The 24231-nt window shown below is 39.3% G+C and carries 26 protein-coding genes; 7 read left to right on the plus strand and 19 right to left on the minus strand.

What is annotated here, in order from left to right; translation table 11 throughout:
* Positions 1–140 precede the first annotated feature (140 nt).
* The 5 genes from HCX62_RS08385 to HCX62_RS08405 form a co-directional block, all read right to left on the minus strand.
* Positions 141–2396 carry a penicillin-binding protein gene (locus HCX62_RS08385; RefSeq protein ID WP_185638412.1) on the minus strand — a complete coding sequence of 752 codons (2256 nt, stop codon included), beginning with the start codon at positions 2394–2396 and terminating at the stop codon, positions 141–143.
* Positions 2393–2755 carry a cell division protein FtsL gene (ftsL, locus tag HCX62_RS08390; RefSeq protein WP_185638414.1) on the minus strand — a complete coding sequence of 121 codons (363 nt, stop codon included), beginning with the start codon at positions 2753–2755 and terminating at the stop codon, positions 2393–2395. Before ftsL ends, HCX62_RS08385 begins: the two co-directional genes overlap by 4 nt.
* Positions 2756–2771: 16 nt before the next feature.
* On the minus strand, positions 2772–3710 hold the full coding sequence (gene rsmH / locus HCX62_RS08395; RefSeq protein ID WP_185638416.1) for a 16S rRNA (cytosine(1402)-N(4))-methyltransferase RsmH: 939 nt from the start codon (positions 3708–3710) through the stop codon (positions 2772–2774).
* A gap of 13 nt (positions 3711–3723) precedes the next feature.
* A complete protein-coding gene (gene mraZ, locus HCX62_RS08400) occupies positions 3724–4155 on the minus strand; it encodes a division/cell wall cluster transcriptional repressor MraZ (protein ID WP_003723756.1) in 432 nt (143 codons plus the stop codon).
* Between the two features lie 202 nt (positions 4156–4357).
* A complete protein-coding gene (locus HCX62_RS08405; RefSeq protein WP_185638418.1) occupies positions 4358–5605 on the minus strand; it encodes an MDR family MFS transporter in 1248 nt (415 codons plus the stop codon).
* A gap of 115 nt (positions 5606–5720) precedes the next feature.
* Here HCX62_RS08405 and HCX62_RS08410 point away from each other — a divergent pair, with 115 nt between their 5' ends.
* Positions 5721–7493 carry an SgrR family transcriptional regulator gene (locus tag HCX62_RS08410; protein ID WP_185638846.1) on the plus strand — a complete coding sequence of 591 codons (1773 nt, stop codon included), beginning with the start codon at positions 5721–5723 and terminating at the stop codon, positions 7491–7493.
* Here HCX62_RS08410 and HCX62_RS08415 read toward each other — a convergent pair.
* The 4 genes from HCX62_RS08415 to HCX62_RS08430 form a co-directional block, all read right to left on the minus strand.
* Positions 7465–7851, minus strand: a complete 387-nt coding sequence (locus HCX62_RS08415; RefSeq protein ID WP_185638420.1) for a DUF3397 domain-containing protein — start codon at positions 7849–7851, stop codon at positions 7465–7467. The genes HCX62_RS08410 and HCX62_RS08415 overlap by 29 nt on opposite strands.
* On the minus strand, positions 7844–8737 hold the full coding sequence (locus tag HCX62_RS08420; RefSeq protein ID WP_185638421.1) for a 2-dehydropantoate 2-reductase: 894 nt from the start codon (positions 8735–8737) through the stop codon (positions 7844–7846). Before HCX62_RS08420 ends, HCX62_RS08415 begins: the two co-directional genes overlap by 8 nt.
* A 149-nt stretch (positions 8738–8886) precedes the next feature.
* Positions 8887–9060, minus strand: a complete 174-nt coding sequence (rpmF, locus tag HCX62_RS08425) for a 50S ribosomal protein L32 (protein ID WP_003726143.1) — start codon at positions 9058–9060, stop codon at positions 8887–8889.
* Positions 9061–9150: 90 nt separating this feature from the next.
* On the minus strand, positions 9151–9687 hold the full coding sequence (locus HCX62_RS08430; RefSeq protein WP_185392161.1) for a YceD family protein: 537 nt from the start codon (positions 9685–9687) through the stop codon (positions 9151–9153).
* 129 nt (positions 9688–9816) lie between these two features.
* Here HCX62_RS08430 and HCX62_RS08435 point away from each other — a divergent pair, with 129 nt between their 5' ends.
* Together HCX62_RS08435 and HCX62_RS08440 are read left to right on the plus strand one after the other, a co-directional pair.
* Positions 9817–10989, plus strand: a complete 1173-nt coding sequence (locus HCX62_RS08435; protein WP_185638423.1) for a nucleotidyltransferase — start codon at positions 9817–9819, stop codon at positions 10987–10989.
* A gap of 82 nt (positions 10990–11071) precedes the next feature.
* Complete coding sequence (locus HCX62_RS08440) at positions 11072–13312, plus strand: ATP-binding cassette domain-containing protein (RefSeq protein WP_185638425.1); 2241 nt, start codon at positions 11072–11074, stop codon at positions 13310–13312.
* A gap of 44 nt (positions 13313–13356) precedes the next feature.
* Here HCX62_RS08440 and HCX62_RS08445 read toward each other — a convergent pair whose 3' ends face one another.
* The 7 genes from HCX62_RS08445 to cyoE form a co-directional block, all read right to left on the minus strand.
* On the minus strand, positions 13357–14397 hold the full coding sequence (locus HCX62_RS08445; RefSeq protein ID WP_185638427.1) for a SepM family pheromone-processing serine protease: 1041 nt from the start codon (positions 14395–14397) through the stop codon (positions 13357–13359).
* 18 nt (positions 14398–14415) lie between these two features.
* The gene (coaD, locus tag HCX62_RS08450) at positions 14416–14898 is read right to left on the minus strand and encodes a pantetheine-phosphate adenylyltransferase (protein ID WP_008948361.1); all 483 of its coding nucleotides are present in this window, start codon (positions 14896–14898) and stop codon (positions 14416–14418) included.
* Positions 14899–14900: 2 nt separating this feature from the next.
* Positions 14901–15458, minus strand: a complete 558-nt coding sequence (rsmD, locus tag HCX62_RS08455) for a 16S rRNA (guanine(966)-N(2))-methyltransferase RsmD (protein WP_185532130.1) — start codon at positions 15456–15458, stop codon at positions 14901–14903.
* A gap of 96 nt (positions 15459–15554) precedes the next feature.
* Positions 15555–15836, minus strand: coding sequence for a YlbG family protein (locus HCX62_RS08460; protein WP_003748837.1), 282 nt, complete (start codon positions 15834–15836; stop codon positions 15555–15557).
* 30 nt (positions 15837–15866) lie between these two features.
* The gene (locus HCX62_RS08465) at positions 15867–16316 is read right to left on the minus strand and encodes a YlbF/YmcA family competence regulator (protein ID WP_185638428.1); all 450 of its coding nucleotides are present in this window, start codon (positions 16314–16316) and stop codon (positions 15867–15869) included.
* A 47-nt stretch (positions 16317–16363) separates the two neighbouring features.
* Positions 16364–17419: a CAP domain-containing protein gene (locus tag HCX62_RS08470; protein WP_185638430.1), complete on the minus strand. Its 1056-nt coding sequence runs from the start codon at positions 17417–17419 to the stop codon at positions 16364–16366.
* Positions 17420–17567: 148 nt separating this feature from the next.
* Positions 17568–18473, minus strand: a complete 906-nt coding sequence (cyoE, locus tag HCX62_RS08475) for a heme o synthase (RefSeq protein ID WP_185638432.1) — start codon at positions 18471–18473, stop codon at positions 17568–17570.
* Between the two features lie 235 nt (positions 18474–18708).
* Here cyoE and HCX62_RS08480 point away from each other — a divergent pair, with 235 nt between their 5' ends.
* The gene (locus HCX62_RS08480) at positions 18709–19626 is read left to right on the plus strand and encodes a COX15/CtaA family protein (protein WP_185638434.1); all 918 of its coding nucleotides are present in this window, start codon (positions 18709–18711) and stop codon (positions 19624–19626) included.
* A 109-nt stretch (positions 19627–19735) separates the two neighbouring features.
* Positions 19736–20479 carry a potassium channel family protein gene (locus HCX62_RS08485; RefSeq protein WP_185638436.1) on the plus strand — a complete coding sequence of 248 codons (744 nt, stop codon included), beginning with the start codon at positions 19736–19738 and terminating at the stop codon, positions 20477–20479.
* A 5-nt stretch (positions 20480–20484) separates the two neighbouring features.
* Here the strand turns inward: HCX62_RS08485 and HCX62_RS08490 are convergent, their stop codons facing one another.
* From HCX62_RS08490 to HCX62_RS08500, 3 genes are read right to left on the minus strand one after another with little or no spacing between them, the layout of a single operon-like run.
* Entirely contained in the window at positions 20485–21126 is a 642-nt protein-coding gene (locus tag HCX62_RS08490; RefSeq protein WP_185638438.1) for an MOSC domain-containing protein, read from the minus strand.
* Positions 21127–21144: 18 nt separating this feature from the next.
* Positions 21145–21762 carry a YcnI family copper-binding membrane protein gene (locus HCX62_RS08495; protein WP_185638440.1) on the minus strand — a complete coding sequence of 206 codons (618 nt, stop codon included), beginning with the start codon at positions 21760–21762 and terminating at the stop codon, positions 21145–21147.
* A gap of 12 nt (positions 21763–21774) precedes the next feature.
* The gene (locus HCX62_RS08500) at positions 21775–23400 is read right to left on the minus strand and encodes a copper resistance CopC/CopD family protein (RefSeq protein WP_185638442.1); all 1626 of its coding nucleotides are present in this window, start codon (positions 23398–23400) and stop codon (positions 21775–21777) included.
* Positions 23401–23537: 137 nt separating this feature from the next.
* Here HCX62_RS08500 and HCX62_RS08505 point away from each other — a divergent pair, with 137 nt between their 5' ends.
* Positions 23538–23729: a hypothetical protein gene (locus HCX62_RS08505; protein WP_008948371.1), complete on the plus strand. Its 192-nt coding sequence runs from the start codon at positions 23538–23540 to the stop codon at positions 23727–23729.
* A 60-nt stretch (positions 23730–23789) separates the two neighbouring features.
* Positions 23790–24176: a large conductance mechanosensitive channel protein MscL gene (gene mscL, locus HCX62_RS08510; protein WP_185559517.1), complete on the plus strand. Its 387-nt coding sequence runs from the start codon at positions 23790–23792 to the stop codon at positions 24174–24176.
* Positions 24177–24231: the final 55 nt, after the last annotated feature.

Consider the following 24231-nt stretch of genomic DNA (forward strand, 5'->3'; position numbering starts at 1 on the left):
GTTTTGCTAAAACCAAAAAGAATCCTTTTCTATCTTAGCAAAAACAACAGCGTATAGCTACCACGACAAAAGACACAGATTGCATTTAAAGTTAGAAGTATGCCACTTTGTAAAGCTGACATACTTCTATCTTCCTATTATTAATTGAGCAAATCGCCGATACCGGCATTTTCTTGGATGTCAGTCGCTTTTTTATTTTGTTCAGCTGTATCTTGATCGTGATTTTGGTTAAAATCACCAATTTCTGCTGGCGGTGCGAGGGTTAGTTTCATTTTCGTTTCACTATTAATGACGCTACCCGCGGAAACGCTTTGTTCCTTCACATAACCACTTCCGCTAAACTCAAATGGAATTCCGGTTATTTCAGAAACTTTCAGCGCATCATCTTTAGACCAAGTCACCATATCTGGCGCAGTCATTTCGCCATCGGTCATTAAAATAACTTTTTGGCCTTGCATAATTGCGCTATTTGCTAGTGGAAGTTGTTGGACAATTTTTTTGCCGTTACCGACAACGATTGGTTCCAAGCCTTTATCTTGCACAGCTTTTTTAGCTTCTTCTACTGTTTTCTCTGCTAAAACTGGCACTTTTTCAGAAGCTAATTTTTCTACGTCGCCTGGTTTAATGTTCATATATTGTAGGCTGTTTTTCATTACAGGGTTAAATACTTCCGACACTGCTTCGCCACCTGTTTGACTACCAGACAATTCCGGTTGTTGCATCGTTACATAAATAACTAATTCCGGGTCATCCGCTGGGGCCATACCTAGGAAGGAGAAGATATAATTATCTGCGCCAGTCATGTATTTACCTGTTTTCGGATCTGGAATTTGCGATGTCCCGGTTTTACCCGCTACATCATATCCAGGAATGGCATATAATTTACCAGTACCATTTTGGCCACTAATAACATTTTTTAATTCGTTACGGGTTTTCTTGGCTGTTTCTGCACTGATGGGTTTACCAGCAATTTTTGTTTTAGTGTCTGTTTCTTCACCTGTATTCGGATCTTTGACACTTGAAACGACATAAGGTTCTTTCATTGTGCCGTCACTCGCGATTGCGGATGCTGCTTGAATCATTTGCATCATAGAAACGGTTGTCCCTTGCCCGAAAACAGTTGTTACTTTTTCGATTGGATAGTTATAAAGAATTTTACCGTTTGTTTCATTAGGTAAGGCAATTCCTGTTTTCTTTCCAAAGCCGAATTCATCTAAATAGGTTTTAAAAGTATCTGTTCCCATTTTGTTTAGAAGTTTGGCAAACGCTACGTTACTAGAGCGTTCTACCCCTTCACGGTACGTAATCGAGCCCCAACCATTTCCGTTATTATGGTCATGGATGGCAATATCGCCTACTTTATAAGAACCTGATTGATAATAATCATTGGGATTGTAAGTATTCGTATCAATCGCCGAAGCAAGGGAGATAATTTTCATTACCGATCCTGGCTCATAAGCGTACTCGACAGGTAAATCTTGCCAAATGCTAGAACTATTTCCAGTAATAGTAGACCGATCTGCTGGATTGAAAGAAGGACGTTGACTGATAGCTAAAATTTCACCGGTTTTTGGATTGGCTACAACTGCCATCATATTTTTCGGTTTATATTTTGCGTCTACAGTTGTCATCGTGTCTTCTAAAAAGGTTTGAATTTTTTTATCGAGCGTAAGGGTGATGTCTTTTCCGTCTTTTGCTTCTGTTACTTTATTTTTAGAATTAGGTAAAATATAACCCATTCTGTCTGTGCTATAGTCAACTTTACCGTTTTTGCCTGTTAAAATATCATTATAACGGGATTCAATTCCCATTTTACCTTCTAAAACAGTTGTGTTCTTTTCTTCTTCTTGTTGTGCAAAACCGATTAATTGTGTCGCAAATGTTCCATTAGGATAGAATCGTTCTGATTGGCGAGTAAATTCAATGCCCGGTAGTTTTTCTTTATCAATCGCTGCTTTTGTTTCTGTAGAGATTTTTTTACCAGCCGAACCGAACTCGACTTGATATTTTCCTTTTTCTTGGAGTTTGTCTAAAATGTCAGATTCGTCCATCGGAATATATTTGGCAAGCACTCGCGCTGTTTTTTCTTCGTCAACTACACGCATTGGATTTTTCGTTGTTTTGGAAAGTTTATCGCTAACAACCGCTGCAATCGTGTAAGAAGCCGTATCCTCTGCTAACACTTCTCCTTTTCGATCTAAAATGGAGCCGCGTTTTGCTTCGAGAACACTGCTTTTTAAATGTTGTTTAGATGCTTTTGCTGCAAGTGGAACTCCATTTGCTTCTCCCGTAATTTGCAAATAAAGAAAACGGCCAGAAACCAAGAGAAAGAGAATCGTGAAAAAGATAAAAAGTACAAGAGCTCCCCTTCTCATGTTACCTATACGCCGTTTCATTGACCATCTACCACTTTCACATTATCGCCATCAAGTTTTAGCCCTTTTTCTTTAGCGATTTTTAAAATACGTTCATATCTCCCTAAATCTTTTACTTCTACTTTTAAGTCTTCATTTGATTTTTGCTGGTCGAGAATTTTGGTTTCTTTTGTTTGAATTTCTTGGTTTACTGTGTAAATTTGAGCTTGTACACTAATTATACGAAAAGCAACAACTAAAACAATCGCAAGCGCAATCGTGATGATTAGTTTTTCTCCCAGTGTCATTTGGCCACGTTTTAGGATTTGTTTTTTTGGCTGTTCCGCTTCTCTATGTACTCTATTTGGCTCGAGATTCGATTTATAGGCGACATTGCTCACATTTTTTCAACTCCTGCTATTTGATAATTTTTTCGATAACGCGTAATTTTGCTGAACGCGCTCGGTTATTTTGCTCCAGTTCCTCTTCACTTGGTACGATTGGTTTTCTTGTAGCAAGTTTGAAATCTGGTTTATATTCATCTGGAATGACTGGAAGGCCTGGTGGTAAATCGGGTCCTTTTGTCGCTTCTTGGAATAATTGCTTTGTTATACGGTCTTCTAGTGAATGGAACGTAATTACGCTAATTCTGCCGCCTGGTTTTATTAAAGTTAAAGCTTTTTCAAGTGAATCTTCCACCGCACCTAATTCATCATTAACTGCAATTCGGATTGCTTGAAAAGTTCGTTTCCCTGGATGTCCGCCTTTTCTTCTTGCTGGCGCCGGGATGGCTGTTTTGATGATATCTACTAGTTCGCCGGTTGTTTCGATTGGTTTTACTTCACGGCGACGTTCAATTTCGCGAGCAATTTGTTTCGAGAATTTTTCTTCACCATACTGAAAAAATATACGGATTAAATCTTGGTAAGACCATTCGTTGACAATGATTTTCGCTGTCAGTTCTTGTTCTTGATCCATTCGCATATCAAGTGCAGCATCTTGGTGATAACTAAATCCACGTTCTCGTTCGTCTAATTGAGGGGAAGAAACACCTAAATCATATAAAATCCCATCAACCGCTTCAATTCCGCGTTCGTTCAATGCTTCTTTCATATCGCGAAAATTGGCTTTAATAAAAGTCACTTTATCGCTATAATCTGCTAGTTTAATTTCTGCATTATCAATTGCTGTTTGATCTTGGTCAAAAGCAAATAAATGCCCTTTTTCATTAAGCTTATTTAGTAAATACTCTGAGTGACCTGCGCCGCCAAGTGTTGCATCGACATAGATTCCGTCTGGTTTTACTTCAAGCATATCGACTGTTTCATGTAGTAATACGGTTTCGTGCTTAAACATGCAATTTCCCTCCTTAAATATCGAAGCCAATCATATTTTCGGCTAAATCAGCAAAAGATTCTTCTGCCTCGTTAAAGACATCGTCCCACTCTGATTTACTCCAAATTTCAATACGACTTGAAACCCCAATAATAACTGTTTCTTTTTCCAAATCCGCATACTGTAGTAAGTTGGATGGAATATTAATCCGACCTTGTTTGTCTAGTTCACATTCAGACGCACCGGAAAAGAAGAAACGTGTAAAGGAACGAGCATCTTTCTTAGTAAGTGGTAAGGTTTGGAGCTTTTCTTCAAGCTTTTTCCATTCCTCTTGTGGATAAGCAAATAAACACTTATCAAGTCCTCGGGTTATAACAAAATTATCCCCCAAAAGCTCACGGAATTTAGCTGGCACAATTAATCTGCCCTTTATATCGATGTTATGTTGATATTCTCCCATGAACATTAGACTTCACCCACTTTCATACATACCACTTTACCACATCTCCCCACTTCGCACCACCCAAAACCTAAAAAAGTGCAAAAAAAAATCATTCCAGTTAAAGCACAGAATGATAAAACCCTTATTTAAAGCCATTTACAGCTATTTTCATTTGTGAAAAACAATGTGGGGCTCGGTGGAGGGATTCCCCACTTTCACCCCAAAATCATTTTGCCAATACTTTTTCCCAGCCTGATTTTAATGCCGCCGCTGAGAAAACGATACTTAAAATTCCAAGTAAAACGGTAAAAGCACCCATACCATATTTGCCAATAAATGGCGCGAATACTAAACTTACTGAACCAACCATCTTCCCAATTTGGAAAATGATGCCATTAAGCGCCATATAGGCTCCGCGTCTATCATCATCCACAATCGCAGCTAAGATTGTTTGGCGCGTTGGCACGTAAAGCAATTCGCCAACCGAAAGTATCACTGTCGCAAGGAGCAACACCGTCAAACTATTCGCGAAGGCACAAACAGCAAAACCAGCCGCAAATAAAGTGAACCCTACATACATAATCGGTTGCTGCGCCCGTTTAGTTACGAACCTTGCAATCGGCACAGTGAAAAGCACGATAAAAAGGGTATTCACAGCTGTTAGCACACTCACAATTTGCACACCATTTAAAGAAACATTTCCAAGTGGACCTAAATGCACAAGTAAGGCCTGAACATCCTCCGCTAAACGAACCGAAATGTAATTGCTCCGCTGAAACTCAATCGACATAATTGCAATTCCACCGATTGTATATAGAAGAAAACGATAATCATGCAACACTTGCCCATAGTTTTTCAGCATCGCCATGACGCCATATGTCCCTTTTTCAGGGATCACTTTTTGTTGCAACGTCTCTGAAATGAAGGTGATTGTCAACCACGCCGTGACAAAAGACATGATAAAGAGTGCGACGAGCAACGGGAACAGGTAATCAACAAAAAACCAACCACCAACAATAATCCCAATCATTATCGATAAATTATTCGCCCAGTAACTAACCGAATACATAAACGAACGATTCTCTGGTGTGCTTACATCAATCAACATCGCCTCTCCCGCCGGATTAATTAAGCCTTGCGCCACGCCAATAATAAGTAGCATTACAAAAGTTGCCCACGGGGAATGAAAGAACGGTGAATTACACAACACCATCCCAAGAAACGCAAACACTTTCAGCAATTCTCCAGCAACCATTAATTTCTTACGACCGATAATATCCGCCAAATGCCCACCGTACATACCTGCAAGAAATTGCGCCAAAACATTAATCATCAAAAGAATTCCCGCCACACTACTATTAATTTCCATTGAAAAATAAATTGCCATAAAAGGAAAAATCATCGAACCAATCACTTTACTCAAAAACTGAATTAATATCCGCGCACGAATATTCGGATGTAACTCTCTAAACATGACATCTCCTCCATTTGCAATTTTTCTGACTTCTCTGTTAGTATAAAAGGGATACAGAAATATAAAAAGGGTATTCATTAGCATAAATTGTCCCCTTTTAGAATGGAGCTGTATGATGGATAAAGATTATTTCACGATGCGGGCCTATCTATATAGCATCGCCGCTGATTTAGACGTCCCTTTCAAATTAAGTGATCTCGCAGACATTTGGTTTTGTACGACGAAAAATGCCAAACGCAAATTGCAACAATATCAAACAAAAGAAATGCTCACCTATCTTCCCGGGCTTGGTCGTGGAAATGTTTCGCGAATTATTTTTCCTAAGCCACTAGAAGACGAAGTGCTGGAAGTTTTGGAACAAAGTCTAGCAGAAGATGCATTTAGCGATATTTTATTTTTACTACAACTAGCCATTCCGAAAAGTTGGTTTACAGGTATCTCCACCGAAATTCAACAAATGTTCGGCTTACAAGTAACAGAAAATCAACAAGAAATTCTCCGCTCAATCGTTCGCCGCAAACTCACCACCTTAGATCCGCTTAAAACCTCTGTGTCTATGGAAGCTTTTCTCATTACTCAAATTAGTGATTCACTCGTCAAATATGATGAAACCAAAAAACAGATTATGCCTCATATTGCCCACCATTGGACCGTTTCAGATGACTTTACAGAATGGACATTTTATTTACGAAAAGGTATTTTATTTCACCATGGACGGATGCTTGATAGCGAAGATGTGAAGTTCAGTTTGCTTCGTTCTATGCAAACAAAATCCGTTTCCGCTTGGCAATTACAAGATATTAAAACCATCCAATGCCTAAATAAATTCACCCTGTCTATTCGGTTAAAAAAAGCCGACCCGTTTTTCATTCGCTATTTATCAACTGCAAATATGGCTATCTTACCGCGCGACGTTATTTTTGATGAATATAAATGGATTTCCACTGGGCCGTTTCGCGTAGTGGAGCGTAATGATGAACGTTTTGTTTTAGAAGCATTTGATGGTTATTTTTTAGAGCGACCTATTCTTGACCGCGTAGAATTTTGGACAGCTCAAACTGGAACAACTTTAAAAACCATCCCGATGCAGTTTACTTCTGTTGATTACGAGGAAAACACGGCCTATGTCGAACGTCGCAAACCTGGTGTAGGCGTTAATTTCCTTTGTTTTAATACTCATCGAAACGGCGTCCCGCAACATCCGGCATTTCGCGAAGCAATCTATCACCTCATAGATTGTCAAAAAGCCAGCGAGCAAGGTTTCGAAAATTATGGCACAGTGGCTTCCAACTACTATCCCGAAAAATCCATTCCTCCTAAAAAGCACCCTGAAAAAATCGCTACTTTATTAAAAGAAGCAAATTACCAAGGGGAAAAAGTGAGTTTTGGAACAACCCATCATCCCTCTGCCATAAACGAAGCCAAGTGGATTCGTGACCAAGCGCTGCAATTCGGAATTCACCTAGAACAACGAATCATCACCCATCACGAAGCTTCTTATTCTAAAGTTCCCGAAGAAGAAACTGATTTTATGATGATGGGCGAAATTCCAGCTTCCGATGATGAAATTGCTTATTTAGATTTCCTAAACAATCCGTATCTTTTACCACAACAACTTTTCAACCAAAGCATTATTACTGAACTCACGAAAAAACTAGATGCATTTAAAGCAGAAAAAGACGCCTCCAAAAGAGACGCCTTACAAACTGAAATTGATCGCTGGCTGACAGACAATCATTATTTAATTTATTTGCACCACCCAGAGAAAAGCCAATCGCTTCACTCAATGATGAAAGGAATTGCTGAAAATCCATACGGCTATTTTGATTTAAGTAAGGTTTGGATTGAAACGAACCCACTTAAAAACGTAAAACCAGACTATAAATAATGCCATAAAGATAAAGTGCTACGTATAGCAACGCGAAAATGAAGAAACATAGTCTCCAGTAGCCACGAAGAATTTTGCGGAATTGGATTTCGCCTTCCTTTTTCGCAGCCATCACAACAATCGCAATACCTAAAATAAATAAAAATAGTAAAATATATAGTAAGAACGAGCGATTAAATAGCACAATCATGAAAAAATGAACGGCGATAATCAAGAAAATAGTAGATAAGTCAGCGGCTAACATAATTCTCCGCTGGCTTTTCTTTATTTTAATACTGGAAAAAAACATCGTAAAAATAAATACCACCACTGGTAAAATAATAATAATTGCTGTTGAATTAGTTAACCAATCAAACATTATGTTCTCCTTCCAACCCTTTAATTAGATGATATAGCGAGCGAAGCGTAGGAAGTGACTCCCCTTTTTCTAGTAGCGGCAGCACGATTCCATCAATTTCTGTCATTCGATTATTCATTCGATCAAGCGCCATCGAAGAAAAATTAGTTGCAGTCACTTGGCAAATTGCCTCCACTTTCTCTAAAGCATTTTCTACGGGTAAAACCGTTTGAATTTCTTTCACAATAGTTTTTAACAGCGTATGCCATTCCTCATTTTCTAACAGTTTCCCGTTCGGCACTTGAAGGACGGCTGTCAGTGGATTAATCACTGCGTTAACAAATAATTTCTCTTGGATAATTTCTAGGTAACTATCGTGCTTTTCAATCGGGAAATCCGGATTAGCTTGCAGTAATTTTGCTAAATCGGTATTAAGTTCCCCTTGATAAACACTATACTTTGTCCGACCATGCCCACGCCAAACGACTGTCGTATCGTCTTCTCGGCCAGCACCATGCTCACTAATCCCTAGCAAAATAGTTCGCTTATCACCAAGTAGCGATAAACTATCTAAATGAGCTGCTCCGTTTTGAATGAACAATAGTGGCACTGTTTCAGGTAATTGCTGTAAAACGGGTAAAACTGTTTTTAAGGAATATTGTTTAACGGCCACAATTAATAACTGCTGTTCCGACAATTGGACAGTATCTGTTATTTCCGCTGCCTTTATATGTATATTTTTTAGTTCGGAATTATCTTTTAAAGAAAGCCCTTCTTGATTTAATAGCGTACTTTGTTCTTTTCTTCGTGTAAAAAGGGTGAGCTCTGATGTCGCGGCAAAATTAGCTGCGTATAAAAGCCCCATCGCTCCCGCTCCAATAATTCCGACCTTTAGTTGGTTCGCCATTTCCTTCAGCTCCATATTGGTTAATGCTTTTATTTTATCAGAAGTAGCGTTCGTTTGCACTTTTTGGCGTAAACAAAAACCTCGAAAGACCCATGGCGTCTTTCGAGGTTCGTTTTCAACAAGTGAAACGTCACTTGTTTTTAACAATATTAGCTGTTTGCTACATCTTTGCCATCATATTGTCCACATTCTGGACATACGTGATGGGAAAGTCTGTATTCGCCGCAATTCGAGCATTCGTTCATGCCCGGAAGTTGAAGTTTCACGTGAGTACGACGCTTACGCTTTTTGGCTTTTGAAGTTCTTCTAAAAGGTACTGCCATTTCCTTACACCTCCTTGACGATAACTAAGTACTTGTATCGTTAATCTAAGAAAAATAAATTCCTTAATATATTCCAGCTTCACGGGGAGTTTAGTCTTCTTTTTTCTCATCGAAAAAATTGGCTAATCCCGCAAGACGAGGATCCACTTTTGGTTCTTTTGCTATTTGTTCTAGTAGATTGCCTTCTTCTGTTTTCATTTCCCATTCATTGCCTCGTGGAAGTTTACTCATATCGAGTGCATCTTCACTGAAAACTTGCATTGGAATTTCAACGAGTAAAAGTTCTTCTACTACAGGGGTTAAATCGACCATATCCTGTTCCATCACATGCCAAGATTCATCTAGAACTTGTTCTTTGGATTTCACAAAGGTTTCCGTCGCATGCACTTCATAAGGATAAACAACATCCTCAAGTGTACGAGCACATGGAAGTGTCCACTCGCCCTTCATTGTAAGGTTAGCGGTAACTTCTTCTGGGTGTACAATAAGTTCCCCAGTTACTTGTACGGGGCTTGCATCACGAACGTCTATATTGTTCTCTTGAAAGAACTTTTTTAGGTCAGCTTTTTCATTAATCGTGAAGTTGCTGTCACGATATTTTTTCAATTGACTGATAGACCATTTCATCCTACATCACTCCAAGCGCAACACAAAATATTATAGCTTTTTTAAAGGCTTTTGTCAATGGTTTTTCGGGGACCAAAACTACTGGCGGAAATTTATGCTAAAATAGATTATCTAAAGGAGGGAATCGAAATGAAAGCAACTGGAATTGTGGTCGAATATAATCCGTTTCATAATGGGCATAAACTACATCTAAATAAGGCACGTGAGTCCACTAATGCAGATGTGGTGATTGCGGTAATGAGCGGCTCTTTTGTGCAGCGCGGCGAACCGGCAATCTTGCCTAAATGGGAACGAACGAAGATGGCGCTCGCTGCTGGCGTTGATATGGTTGTCGAGCTTCCGGTTTCATTTGCGACACAACATGCGACTATTTTTGCCGAAGAGTCCGTTCGGATTTTAGATGCACTTCATGTTGATTCACTGTTTTTTGGAAGTGAGCATGGGGTTGCGGAAGATTTTTCGGTCGCTGCTAAAACAGTTGTCGAAAATGAAGCAGCATTTAATCAGGTAATTCAGCTGGCGTTAGTTGATAAGAAAATTTCTTATGCGAGAGCTTATACAGAAGCTTTCACCACTTTATTCGGCGCTGACTTGCTGGACGTCACTAAACCAAACAACATTCTCGGTTTCCATTACGCACTGGCTGTTCAAAAACAAAATCCTACTATCTCCTTGCAAACAATCCCGCGCGCCCATGCCGAATATCACGCTGAGGAAGCAACTCATGATCAAATTGCTAGCGCGACTGCGATTCGAAAATTAATACTTGCGGGAAAATCAGAAGAAGCAAGTCGCTATCTTCCTGCGTCTTCCATCGAAGTTTTAAAAAATTATACAGGACCATTTTTATCATGGGAAGATTATTGGCCGTTACTTAAGTATCGCTTAATTCAAGCTAGTTCGGAGGAGCTTGAAGGAATTCGTGGTGTTAGTGAAGGCATTCAAAACCGAATGCAACACGCGGCAACCAAAGCGCAGAGTTTTTCCAATTTTATTGAACGATTAAAAACAAAACGATATAGCAATGCCAGATTGCAGCGAACCGCTTTGCAAATTTTATTAAATGCGAAAGAACAGCCTACCTCGCCTTACATTCGAATACTTGGCATGAATAAAACTGGTCAAAAATACTTATCACTTCACAAAAAAAATATTTCTCTTCCTATAGTTACAACTGTTTCCAAAGCAGCACCTGGACTTTTAGAAGAAGATTTACGAGCAACTTCTATTTATACGTTGGCAAATGGACTTGAAAATTATCAAGCTGGCGACTTTCATATTCCACCAATTTTGACCTTGTAAATATTTACAAGGTTTTTGGTTGACTTTTACAGTGCTATTTTGCTAAGATGTTTGTCCGACTCAAAAAACAGGAGGTATGTGTATGGTACAAGAATATATTCGCTTAAGAGGAGCACGTGAAAACAATCTCCAAAATATTTCCCTAGATATTCCAAAACGAAAAATCACTATTTTTACTGGTGTATCTGGTTCTGGGAAATCTTCTATTGTATTTGAAACAATTGCCACGGAATCGCAAAGACAGTTAAACGAAACATACAGCGCTTATCTTCGTAATTTTCTTCCGAAGTATTCGCAACCGGATGCAGATTCAATTGAAAACCTCTCCACCTCTGTTATTATTGATCAAAAACGACTTGGTGGTAATTCTCGCTCCACCCTTGGTACCATTACAGATATTAATTCGATTTTGCGATTACTTTTCTCGCGAGTCGGCAAACCTAGCATCGGCACAGCAAATCTATTTTCTTTTAATGATCCTGCTGGTATGTGTCCCGACTGTCACGGTGTTGGTCAAAAAGTTTCGGTTGATTTAGTCAAATTACTTGATCCAAATAAATCCCTCAAAGAAGGCGCCATCTTATTTCCGACGTTTTCAGTCGACTCATGGTACTGGAATTCCTATGCTTATTCCGGCTTTTTTGATGTGAATAAAAAAATAAAAGATTATACCCCAGAAGAATACGACATGCTTTTACATGGTAAAGATATTAAAGTCTTTCTGGAAACTCCGATGGGCAGCATGAACGCCACGTACGAAGGCTTAATTCCAAAATTCAATCGTTTGTACATTCAAAAAGAAGGCGAAATGTCTGCTTCTACGAAAAAACGTGTCGATAAATTTACACATATCGCGCCTTGTACAACTTGCGAAGGCACACGACTTTCTGCGCAAGCTTTATCTTGCAAAATAAATGGTGCGAATATTGCCGACTTCACAGTGATGCAATTAGACGAACTAACAGAAACAGTTGCGAACATTACTGATTCGACCGCTATCCCGATGGTCAAAAGTATCACAGAGCGATTGCAGCATTTAATTGATATCGGACTTGGTTATATGACACTTGATCGCCAAACAGCTTCTCTTTCTGGCGGTGAATCACAACGCGTTAAAATGATTCGTCATTTAAATAGTAGCCTAACTGATTTACTTTATATTTTCGATGAACCGAGTATTGGGCTTCATCCTCGTGATGTGCATCGGTTAAATGAATTACTCGTGAAATTACGTGATAAAGGCAATACAATTCTCGTCGTTGAACATGATCCTGATGTAATTAAAATTGCCGACCATATTGTCGATGTTGGTCCGCACGCTGGGAAACATGGTGGTGAAATTCAGTTTGTTGGGAGTTACGCAGATTTATTGAAGTCTGATACCCTGACTGGCCGTTTCCTCAATCGTCATTTACCCATTAACGATAAGCCTCGCGTTCCAAAAGGCTTTTTATCCACCGAAAAAAGTAGTCGTTTTAACTTGAAAAATATTCAAGCAAACATTCCGAAAGAAGTACTTACAGTAATTACTGGCGTGGCTGGTTCGGGTAAAAGTACCTTGATTCATTCCGTGTTTCTAAAAGAATATCCAGATGCGATTGTTATCGATCAATCAGCAGCTCACGCGAATATTCGCTCCAATCCAGCAACCTATACTGGCATTATGGATCCGATTCGAAAAGCATTTGGGAAGGAAAATGCTGTTAGCCCGTCCCTGTTTAGTTATAACTCCAAAGGGGCTTGCGAAAACTGTAAAGGACTTGGTTTTACAACGATGGATTTAGCTTTCATGGATTCGATTCGTACACCTTGCGAAGTCTGTCATGGCAAACGATTCCAAGATTCTGTTTTGCAATATAAACTAGACGGGAAATCGATTAGTGATGTGTTAGAATTAACGGTTTCCGAAGCCCTTGATTTCTTTACAGATAAAAAAATCTTGAAGAAAATTGCGGCAATGGAAGAAGTTGGCATTGGTTATGTCACGCTTGGCCAAGCACTTAGCACGCTATCGGGTGGTGAATGTCAACGTCTTAAACTCGCCAATGAGTTGCATAAAAAAGGTTCGATTTATATTATGGATGAACCAACGACCGGACTACACATGTCAGATATCGAACATATTCTGGCAATTATTCACTCGCTCGTAAATAAAGGAAATACGGTCATTGTGATTGAACATAATGTCGATATTATTCGAAACGCTGACTGGATTATCGATCTTGGTCCAGAAGGCGGTAGCACAGGTGGACAAATTATTTTTGAAGGTGTACCTCTCGATTTACTGGAAAACAAACAATCATTAACTGCAAAATATCTTTAATAGAAAAAAGCCGCGTTGTCTGAATGTAGACAACGCGACTTTTTTTATTGTAGTTTTTCTAAATAGTTAACAGCATCTTGGAATGTTTTCACTGGGACAATTTTCATTTTAGAGTCAATGTCTTTCGCTGTTTTTACAGCAGTGTCGTAGTTGCTTTCGATACTCGGGTCGCTTTTTTTCATTTCTTCGGTAATAGGATCATTTGGTGCAAAGAAAATTTTCGCGCCGCTTTTATCTGCCGCAACGACTTTTTGATCAATCCCACCGATTCTGCCAACGGTGCCATCAGGGTCAATCGTTCCAGTTCCAGCGATTTTTTTACCATCTGTAAGGTCATTTTTTTGGAAACGGCTGTAAATTTCTAGGCTGAACATTAAACCAGCAGAAGGCCCGCCGATTTTTTCGGAATCAATTTTCACAGTTGGATCTGCGGTGATTTGTTCGTCATCTACTAGTGTAATTCCAATTCCTGGTGTGCCTTTTTTATCAATCGCGGTTAGTTTGATGTTCGATGTTTCGTTTTTATCACCGTGTTTGTAGTTAATTTTGACTGTGTCGCCCACTTTCTTGCTGTGGATGTAGTCAATAAATTCTTGGCTTGATTTAAAGGCATGTCCGTCAATTTCGGTAATTAAATCGCCAGCGTGAAGGACATTGGCTGCTGGGACGTCATCTTTTACACTTAAAACGTATACGCCATCATAAGTGACTTTGACTTCTTGGCCGGCTGCTTTATAGGCAACTTGGATAGCATTGTTTTTGGATTCGTTCATCATTTGCATTTGGCGAACGTTATATTCTTCATCGCTTTCATTGTCGTATTTTACGTCGCTATCTTTTTCTAGTTCATGATATGGCAGGAATTTAGCTGTCATATATGTATAAATATTCGCTTTTCCCATCGCAATTGTCACTAGACTAAGTGAGCCATCTTTCTTATTAGGATGGTCATCAACTGTAACGAGTGGCGCAAGTTCTTCGGTTCCGCCAGGTTTTGAAATATAATACGGAACTGGAATAAAAAAGCCCGCTATAATAATGATTAACAGCACTATCGCCGTTATTTTTTTCCACTCTTTACGCATTATTTCTCCATCTCCTACTTACTTAAATTTTGCTTGTACTGCTTCGTTCACGACTTCGGGTACAAGTTCGCGGATATCGCCTTGATACTGCGCCACTTCTTTGACCATGCTCGAACTTAAAAAGGAATATTTCGTGTTAGTCATCACAAAAAAAGTTTCGATTTCGGCATTAAGTGTTCGGTTCATCGAAGCAATTTGCATCTCATACTCAAAATCGCTAACAGCTCGCAGCCCTCTGACAATCGCAGTAGCTCCGCGCTTAGCTGCATAATCAACCGTTAATCCGCTCGCGCTTTCTACTTGAACATTCGGCAAATGGGCGGTTACTTGTTTGATCATTTCCATTCGTTCTTCCACCGTAAAAAGTGGTTTTTTGGACGAATTGTTTAAAACGGATACGTAAAGCACATCAAAAATTTTCGCTGCACGTTCGATAATATCCAAGTGTCCATTTGTAATTGGATCAAATGTTCCGGGAATAACGGCAATTTTTTCTCCCATTTCTACGCCTCCTGAAATTCAAATATCGATAAAACAGTAATTCCATATGAAACTGATCTGATTTTCTCGAATTTTCCAATGGTGTCTGGCATAACGGCTTCTTTGTCATGCTCGCAAATGATTCTTGCCTGATCGCTCACTAGTTCTAGTTTTTCCAAAGCAATCATTAATTTTTCTAATTGTTGCTTTTTATATGGTGGATCTAAGAAAACAAGGTCGAATTTCCACTCATTTTTGTGGAGTAGTTTGAGTGCTCGTTCGGCGTCATTTCGGTAGACTTCCGCACGCTCGGTAAAATGACAGCCTTCAAGGTTTTGACGGATTGTTTTAATCGCCAGTGTTGCTTGGTCAATAAATACTGCTCGTTCGGCACCCCGGCTTAGTGCTTCGATTCCAAGACCGCCACTTCCGGCAAATAAATCCAGAACGATATCACCATCAAAAAAGGGACCAATAATCGAAAATAATGATTCTTTTACTTTATCTGTTGTCGGTCTTGTATTATTTCCTGGAACTGCTTTTAAAGCATGTCCTTTTCGTTCTCCTGCAATGACTCTCATGTTTTTGCACAACCTTTACTTCAATGTCTTTTTTACTTTATCATAAATGGGTGCAAAAAAACAGCGAGACTAGTTGAAATAGTCTCGCCGTTTTGATTAAATACTAATTTGCACATCTTCGTTTTTATGTTCGTACATCAATTCTTTTTTGGATTCGTATTCTGTTTTTAAGAACGGACGGAAAGACATTTCCACGCGTTTCACATAATGAAAACGAGAAACTTTGTTAGAGATATCTTCTACTTCGGCCATATCACAATATAATACCGCATATTTTAACTTGCGCGATACATAATGAACATTCCCAAATCGCTTCAAAGATCTAACTTGTTTAAGATGATTCATCCAAACGACGATAGCTTGTCTATCATTTTCCATTGTTTAAGCTCCTTCTTTTTAGGATAAGCTTTACGCTGAACAACCGCAGCCTCCCCCGCTGCCACATCCACCTGTCGAACAAGCAGATTTTGTTTCAAAAAACGGATTACCGGTTGGTACTTTGATATTCTCCGAAACTGCACTTGCGAGGAGCAGACTGATTTCATCCAAGAGAGATTGTAAGTCCATCTCTGCACGGCGAAAAGCTGCCACATTTTGGTCCATGTCGACTTCGCGCTTATAGGCACGAGTCTTTCTGGTTACTTCTTTATAGTCAGGATGGTACCGGCCGAACCGCTGTACTTCCTCGTATTGATCTTTTATTCGTATAAATTGACGAATATTTTTTTGTGAATTAGCGTCATTGAGTAACGCTTCTTTGGCACGTTTGTAATTTTGCGCTTCCTCGGAGTCTAGAATCATGCTAGCAAGCTCATCTGATAAATCGAGTAGCGCCATATTTTCCATTGTAGCGAGCAATCTAGCCACCTCCATATAACTTACTTTTTTATTATACCATAGAACGATTACTTAATAATAAAATTTTGCGTATAGTATTTCTGATACGTTCCCGCACCCATATAGGTATAAGAACCATCGAGTAAATTCTCTCTGTGGCCTTTAGAGTTGAGCCAACCTTCAACAGCCGCCGCACTATCGACATAATTATATGCAATATTTTCTCCGGCTTTTGTATATTTGACATTACCAGCGCTCAAACGTTTGCTTAAATCACCTTGTGTTGGTGAAGTATGATCGAAATAGCTATTTTTCTTCATATCAACACTATGACCATAAGCAACTTTAGCAACCGATTCGTCCCAAGCTACTTCTTCGATACCATAGCGGTCGCGAATGACATTGGTGATTTCTAAAACTTGCTTACTTGAAGCGTCATCAATCGCATTCCAATCTTCTGGCGACAACTTTTCTTCATAAATTTCTCCTTGGTAGGATAATTCATAGGGGCGCATTTTGATGAAAGATAATTTATTGAGGTAACGTACACTAATAAGTTTTGACTTGAATTTATCGAAATTCAGTTGCGCATAAACGCCGCTTCCAATGTTGATAATCGGACGAGCATTTAAGTCTTCTTCAGAAAGTTCGAATTTATAATAGCTGTCTTTATAGTTGAAGGATATTTCCGATTGCAAATTAGCATCGGTAAATACTTTTTCGGTGGACATGCCTATTGTATATGGCATGACATTTAAATCTTGCCCTAGCGCGTAGACGGTTTGAACGATATTATTTGTTACGCCGACTTGCATGTAGCTTGTTCCGGGTTGACTATAAATGTAATTATCATAGCCGTATGCTGTTTTATCCACTCGCACCGGGTCGCCAAATTCTTTCTTTAACTCACTTACATTTTTATTAATAAATCTTGCCAAGCTGGAACTATCTTGCACTTGTTTCGGATTTTCATTTGTTGTTTTTTTCTCATCAGGAAAATTGGATTTTGTTGCAGTATCCTCGGCAGTATTTTGCTCTACTGATTTACTAAAAAATAGATCTGTGTTGTATCCAATGAACAGGCAAATGATTAATAGCACAGCTACTCGCATTATAAATTTCACATTTTGCCCTCCTCGGCAGTATTTTGTTTTCTTGATGTAACTTTCATTTTACCAATACTATTATCATTTGAAAAGCTTTAAAAGTCATAAAAAAAACAATTACGAGGAAACGGAGTAAATCACGCTTCGCCGTAATTGCTTTTTATTTTTATAGGAAAATCGAAATAACGACCATCGCTACAAATAAAATCGTCATATAGTTTAATGAGTAAACAAACATCCATTTTGCCCATTTGATACTATCTTCCATTTTGAAACCGTAAATGCTCAGTGCTAGCCAGCCGATATTAAGTAATGTTGCTAAAATAACATAGACGATGCCTAGTTCAAACATAAAGAACGGCAGGATAGTTAATAAAATTACCCAGAAAAACATGCTTTTCTTCGTGCGTTCAATGCCTTTCACAACTGGCAACATTGGGATTCCCGCAGCTGCATATTCATCTTTCCGTTTAATGGCAATCGCATAAAAATGCGGTGGCTGCCAACAAAACATCACGAGAAATAGCATGATTGGCACGATGCTAAACGATGGTTCGACTGCAAACCAACCAATTAGCGGTGGCACAGCGCCCGAAAAACTACCAATTACGGTGTTACTAACTAATTTTCTTTTTGCGTAAAGTGAGTAAACGACTACATACAAAAAGACCCCGATAACGCCAAGAACTCCTGCTTGCCAAGTCGTCATAAACAACATAATCGTGCCGACAACACCTAGCACAAGCGCGACCATTAACGCACGCTTACCAGAAATTTTCCCGGTCATTGTTGGTCTGTTTTTTGTTCTTTCCATAATTCCGTCAATATCACGGTCGATGACATTGTTAAAAGCGCCCGAAGCAGCTACAATAAGTGCTGAACCGACGATAGTAAAAAATATCACGTCTACATTTTGAATAAAAGAAATTCCATTTAACTGAAAGGCTAACCACATACCTGTAAAAGCAGTAATCGTATTGGAATTCACGATACCAATTTTCACAAGCTCGGTAAAATCACGGACAGTAAATCTACTAGCCGATAACTCCCCAGTCTTTTCTATCTGATTCACTTTTTCTCCCCCTAACACTTGCTGATATAAACCAGTGATTGCGAACTGATAGATATCCTATACCCTTATTATGTGAAAAATACGCACCTTTTGTCAATAAATCGGCTTTAGTCTTGTACGCTTTACTTCTTTAAATAAACACGCTACAATTAGTTTGATGTGTACTCATGAACTTATACATAGACACAAATTTTAGTAAAATCTCACACGCATCTAAAGGAGAGATTGGTAGATAATGAAAAAATTCTTGAAAGTTTGGTCCGTACTAACGATTATTTGTATGACGGTCGTTGTGTTTGGCGGAGCGCTTGTGACGAAAACGGGCTCAGCAGACGGTTGTGGTAATAGTTGGCCGCTTTGTAATGGACAATTAGTTCATTTAACAGATGTCACTCCGGAGAAATTAATTGAATTCATGCACCGAATGACGACGGGAATCAGCTCGATTTTTGTTATTGTTTTAGCGATTTGTGCTTGGATTTACATGAAAAATCGTCGGGAAACTAAACCACTTGCGATTATCGCTGTATCGTTTCTAATTATTCAAGCGTTAATGGGAATGGCGGCTGTTGTTTGGGGACAAAATCCGTACATCATGGCGCTGCACTTTGGTATTTCGATCATTTGTTATGCTTCTATTGTATTGCTTGCCTTAATGATTTTCGAGGTAGACAGAAAATTTGATGCTAGAAACCTCGTGATGGGGGCAAAATTACGCGTTAATATTTATGCGCTAACGATTTACACGTACTTAGCGGTTTACACTGGTGCGCTCGTACGACATGAAAAAGCAAGTATGGCTGTTCCGGTTTGGCCTTTTGAAAATGGTCACTTTATCATGCCTACTTCTGTGCAAGACTATGTACAGTATTTCCACCGATTAGCGGCCTTTATCCTGATTGTTTGGTTGCTGTATGTAACGTGGCTTGTGTTCCGGGATTATAGAAGATACCGGGTACTCACTTTTAGCATGGTATTGTCGCTTGTGTTTATTGCACTTCAAGCCGTTACTGGTGCGCTTTCTGTTTATACAGGAGTGAACTTATATATCGCGCTTGCCCATAGCTTAATTATTACAATGTTGTTCGCGCTACTTTGCTACTTATGTTTACTGGCATCAAGAAGTAAAAGTAATCGACTACGAATAAAATAACGAAAATGGCTGGTAACTTTATGTTGCCAGCTTTTTTTGATTTATCCGCGGCTTTTGCGTCGTTTTATGCTAAAATAAGTGAGAGTATAAGTCAAACGAGGTGGATAACTTGGATAAAACAAAGAGAAAAATGATTTATGAGACTTTTATGCTTATTCTCATATTACTTTCCCTTGCCCTATTACCGTACAGAAATACCTTTACTTTTATATTAAATTGGATTATTTGGCTGATATTTACGCTTGATTACTTGGTTCGGCTTTACCGGGCTGATAGTAGATGGCATTATGTCAAAACACATCCGTTTCAACTGATTGCGATTATTCCATTCTACACTGGCTTCCGAGCGGCTCGGATTGTTAGCTTTGTCCATCTTTTAACGATTACTGCGATGGGAAGACGATATATTGTTCCGATTTATAACTTTTTCCGTTCCAATGGTTTGAATCGATTTTTAATGATTTTCGTATTGCTCGTAATTATTATCCCTGTTCCGATGGTCTTTATTGAACCGGAGATAAATAATTATCCGGATGCGCTTTGGTGGGCGATTGTTACGGCGACAACGGTTGGTTATGGTGATATTGTTCCTGTAACACCGATTGGCCGGATTTTGGCGTCAATTATGATGCTGTTCGGTATCGCGTTTATCGGGATGATTACTAGTACGATAACTAACTTTTTCCGTACTAAAAAACCGACTGCCTCCAGCACACAAAGAGCGAGTAAGATTACCCAATTAATTGCAGATACGCCAGATTTAACGAAAGATGAAATCGCGGTCGTAGAGCAATTTCTAACATTAAGAAAAAAAGAATTAGCCGATGAAAATACAAAAAGTGATAGCGAATGATGCTATCACTTTTTTATTCGTTTTTCGACTTGATCACGGTAGCGTTCGGACAATGCTTCCACGGCCAAAATACGCTCAAAGTCTTCGTTTGTTCCTTTTTTATGAAGTACTTTTTCATGGCAAAAGGCAACGGTTACCCCGTGTGACTCTTGGTGAATTTGTTTGATTTCATCTGTTTCTTTTATCTCACCTGGAATAATTGTTCGACAAAGATAGCCAGTTAGTCCGGTTTCGTGGATAGTTTTGTAGAGATTCGGGATGGCATTGAATTTTTCAATTGTGCTGCACGGGTTTCGGGCTTCGGTTACTTGGATGATGGTTTCGCCAATTTGAAATTTATCACCGATTTGAACCGTGCTTTCTAGCATATTTGTGACGATTAGATTTTCGCCAAAAGCGGTGATTTGTAGTTCTTCGCCAAACATTTCTGCCCATTTTGCGTAATGCTCATAGGGATAGATGCAGACGGTCCGGTCTACCCCGCCATGATATTTCAAATTATGCGGAGCATCGTTTTCAAAGCCATTCATCGTTAATTGCGCTGTTTTGACGAGCTTTTTTTCAATGCCGGTCATCATTCGTTTATTATTTGGAAGGGCCAGTTCTTTCGGTTTTCCGACTGCTAAATGGATGATTTTCCGTTTCATCTGTTTGCTCCTTTGATGTTATTTTTTCCGGCTTAAAATGGCAAGAATTCCTGTGATAAGTGCAAGAACGCTAATAGCTACTGCGGTCCATAGCAAAATAGTATTGTCATCGGATTCACTCGTATCTCCTGCCGTATTCTCTGCTCCCGCCACCATTTCTCCGTGTGAACCAGTGCTTGATTTAGACGATTCTTTCACGATTTTTGTTGTCGCATGCGGGGTCTCAGAGTCTTCCGCTCCAACCCATTCAACAATCGAACCATCTTCATAATATTGGTAGGCATTCCAAGCGATTTCTCCTTCTTCACTTGGGTTTTTAGCGATAAAACTAAAACGTTGGAATTGGCCTTTTTCAATGCCGTTCCCTTCTGTTTGCCAAGTTACTATAGCGTTTTTCTTATCCACAGTTGTTGTCCAGCCTGGCACGGGTTCGTACGATTCGAATGAAACTCCTTTTGGTACTTTTAAAACGATTTTCTTAGATGCGGCGTCTTTTTCTGATGGGACTTTCATTGTGTATGTTTCCCAAGATTCAACGCTCGACTCGCTTGGTTGAACGGAAACATGAGCGCTTGCTTGGAATGGAATGATGAAAACAGCTAATAAAATGACGAGCGAACTAATAATTTTTTTCATTGTTTTTCCCCTTTACTGTGTAATATTGGTCGTAAATGTTTGATTAATATCGGTAAAATCTTTCGTTAAGCCATGGACGGTAATTTCCCATTTTCCGGTTTGGTTAATATAAAGTCCTTCTGCAAAATATTGCGTATCATTTGCGAGTTTTGCTTGGAAAGTTGATTTTTCGTCGGTTTTGGTGGATTTTGTTGTGATGGTTACTTGTTCAAAATCCGTTTTTGCTGCGCCGTCTGCTGAGGTGAATGTGATGATAAATTGGTTTTGGCCGACTGTCGCGGGTTCCACTCGTAAATTAATTTTGGCCGGTTCGCCGTCTGCTGCAATTGTTTCGTCAAATGCTTTCGGAGCAGGTGGCGGTGGTGTTTGTACATTTGTTAAAACACTTGCGACTACAAGGATGATGGTGCCAATGATGAGTTCGACGAGAATCGTTTTAAATGGTATCTTTTTGTTTTGGGTTTTGAGATAGATGTAATGCCCTAGGCCAAGTAAGGCCATTAGTAAAAATAAGCCGATTTTGAAAAGGAGCATTTTACCGTAATTGGTTGTAAATAGGTTTGCCATTTGGCCGATATTCATAACCGCCATGAGCAAGCCGCTAACCAAGATTGATGCGACTGCAATGATTGCGACGATTGCAAACCGACTCCAAATTTCGCGCGCTTTTCCGGTTCGCGGTAATACGAATAAAAGAACCAAGATTCCGCCAACCCAAACACTTGCCGCAATCATATGAAGCATATCGGCTGTGATACTTACTATTTTATCGGCACTCGCTGCAGCATGTCCATTCTGAGCCTTCGCGAAAATTAAATAGCCAATTAATGCCGTCTCGGTCAGAAGCGCGAACCAGCTCGATTGTTTATTTTTGCGGAACATGATGATAACAAAAATGGTAAGTACGAACCAGACAACAAACTCACTAATCCAAATATAACCAGTTTTTGTTGTTAAGAAAGCCGCTAACTGGCTTGGTTGGAAGCTTTCGCTGATTGCCACACCCGTTGTGATGCTTGTTTGTACGAAAAGTTGCATGAGGAATGCTACGCCTAAAAATAGGAGCGCTGTCCACGTTACTTTTTTCAAACGAGCAGATATTTTCTCGGTCAGCGGTTCTTTCCGCGGATAAAGGCCTAAGCCGAACAGCAGCATCCCAATAAACAACGAAAATCCTATGTATAGTATTGCTTTTTGAACCGAACTAATTTGTAAGTCCGCACTATTCGACGGTACTTCGGTCGCTTGGAATGTCGCTTTGGTGTCGCCTAACTTAAAAGAAATTAAGCCCGTTACCGCGTGACCATCAGCCGAAACTACACGCCATGAAACCGAATAGACATCTGCTTTTAAATCAGCTGGCAACGACGCTTCCACCATATGATTATTTTTTTTAGAAACAGCCGTCTTCCCTGTTTCCACGCGTTTCCCGCTAGAATTTTTCACTTCTATCAACGGGAAATCTGCTTCAATTTCTTCATTGAAAACAAGCGTTACTTTTTCTGGTGCGGTTTTAATATGTGATTGATCGGCTGGATTGGAATTTTCCAAATAAGCATGCGCAGAAACATGCTGAACCGGCACGATGAGTATAAATAGTAAGATGACAATAAAACTGACCCTTTTCATTAATTTCATTTCCTACTCCTTTGTGAACGAACGGTTTTACTCTTTTTAACTTATCACGTGCAAGAATTGAATGGAAATAATCGGCTCATTCGCTATTGCAAAAGGCGCGCACATTATGGCATAGTAAAAGAAAAGGAGGTTGTGCTATGCTTCGTTACATCGCATTATTTTTTTTATTTGCATTTGTTATACTCATCACGATGCGGCTTCCAGCACTTCTGGCAAAATGGAAACCAACCATTCTTAGCTCTTTCTGGCTTCGAACGCTGACATTCATCATTATCGGCTACGTTTTAGTATTGCCCGCGCTTTACATAGGCCGTTTGTTACTAAAATAAGTTCAGTTGCTTTCACATCGCAGTTAGATGTTTTATACTGGGTAGTGGGAGGTGAATTATATGAAAAAAATGTTAGTAGAATTTAGAGATTTCGCGTTAAAAGGGAACGTACTTGACCTCGCTGTTGCGGTAGTTATCGGGGCTGCATTCGGGAAAATTGTTTCATCTTTAGTAGATAATATTATTATGCCACTTGTTGGTGTGCTTCTAGGTGGGCTTGATTTTACAGATTTAAGTTTCAAAGTCGGTAAATCAGTTATTCAGTATGGTGCATTCATTCAATCCATCGTTGACTTTGTCATCATCGCTTTTGCCATATTTATTTTTGTCAAAATACTTACTAGCTTTATTAAGAAAAAAGAGCAACCTACGGAAGAAACACCAGTACCTCCAACCGAGGAATACTTAAAAGAAATTCGCGATTTATTAAAAGAACAACAAAAATAACCGAAAAAATCCTTCTTTTTATAGAAGGATTTTTTTATTTGCACCTTGTTCACTA

It is taken from the genome of Listeria swaminathanii, assembly GCF_014229645.1.
GTDB classification, from domain to species: Bacteria; Bacillota; Bacilli; order Lactobacillales; family Listeriaceae; genus Listeria; species Listeria swaminathanii.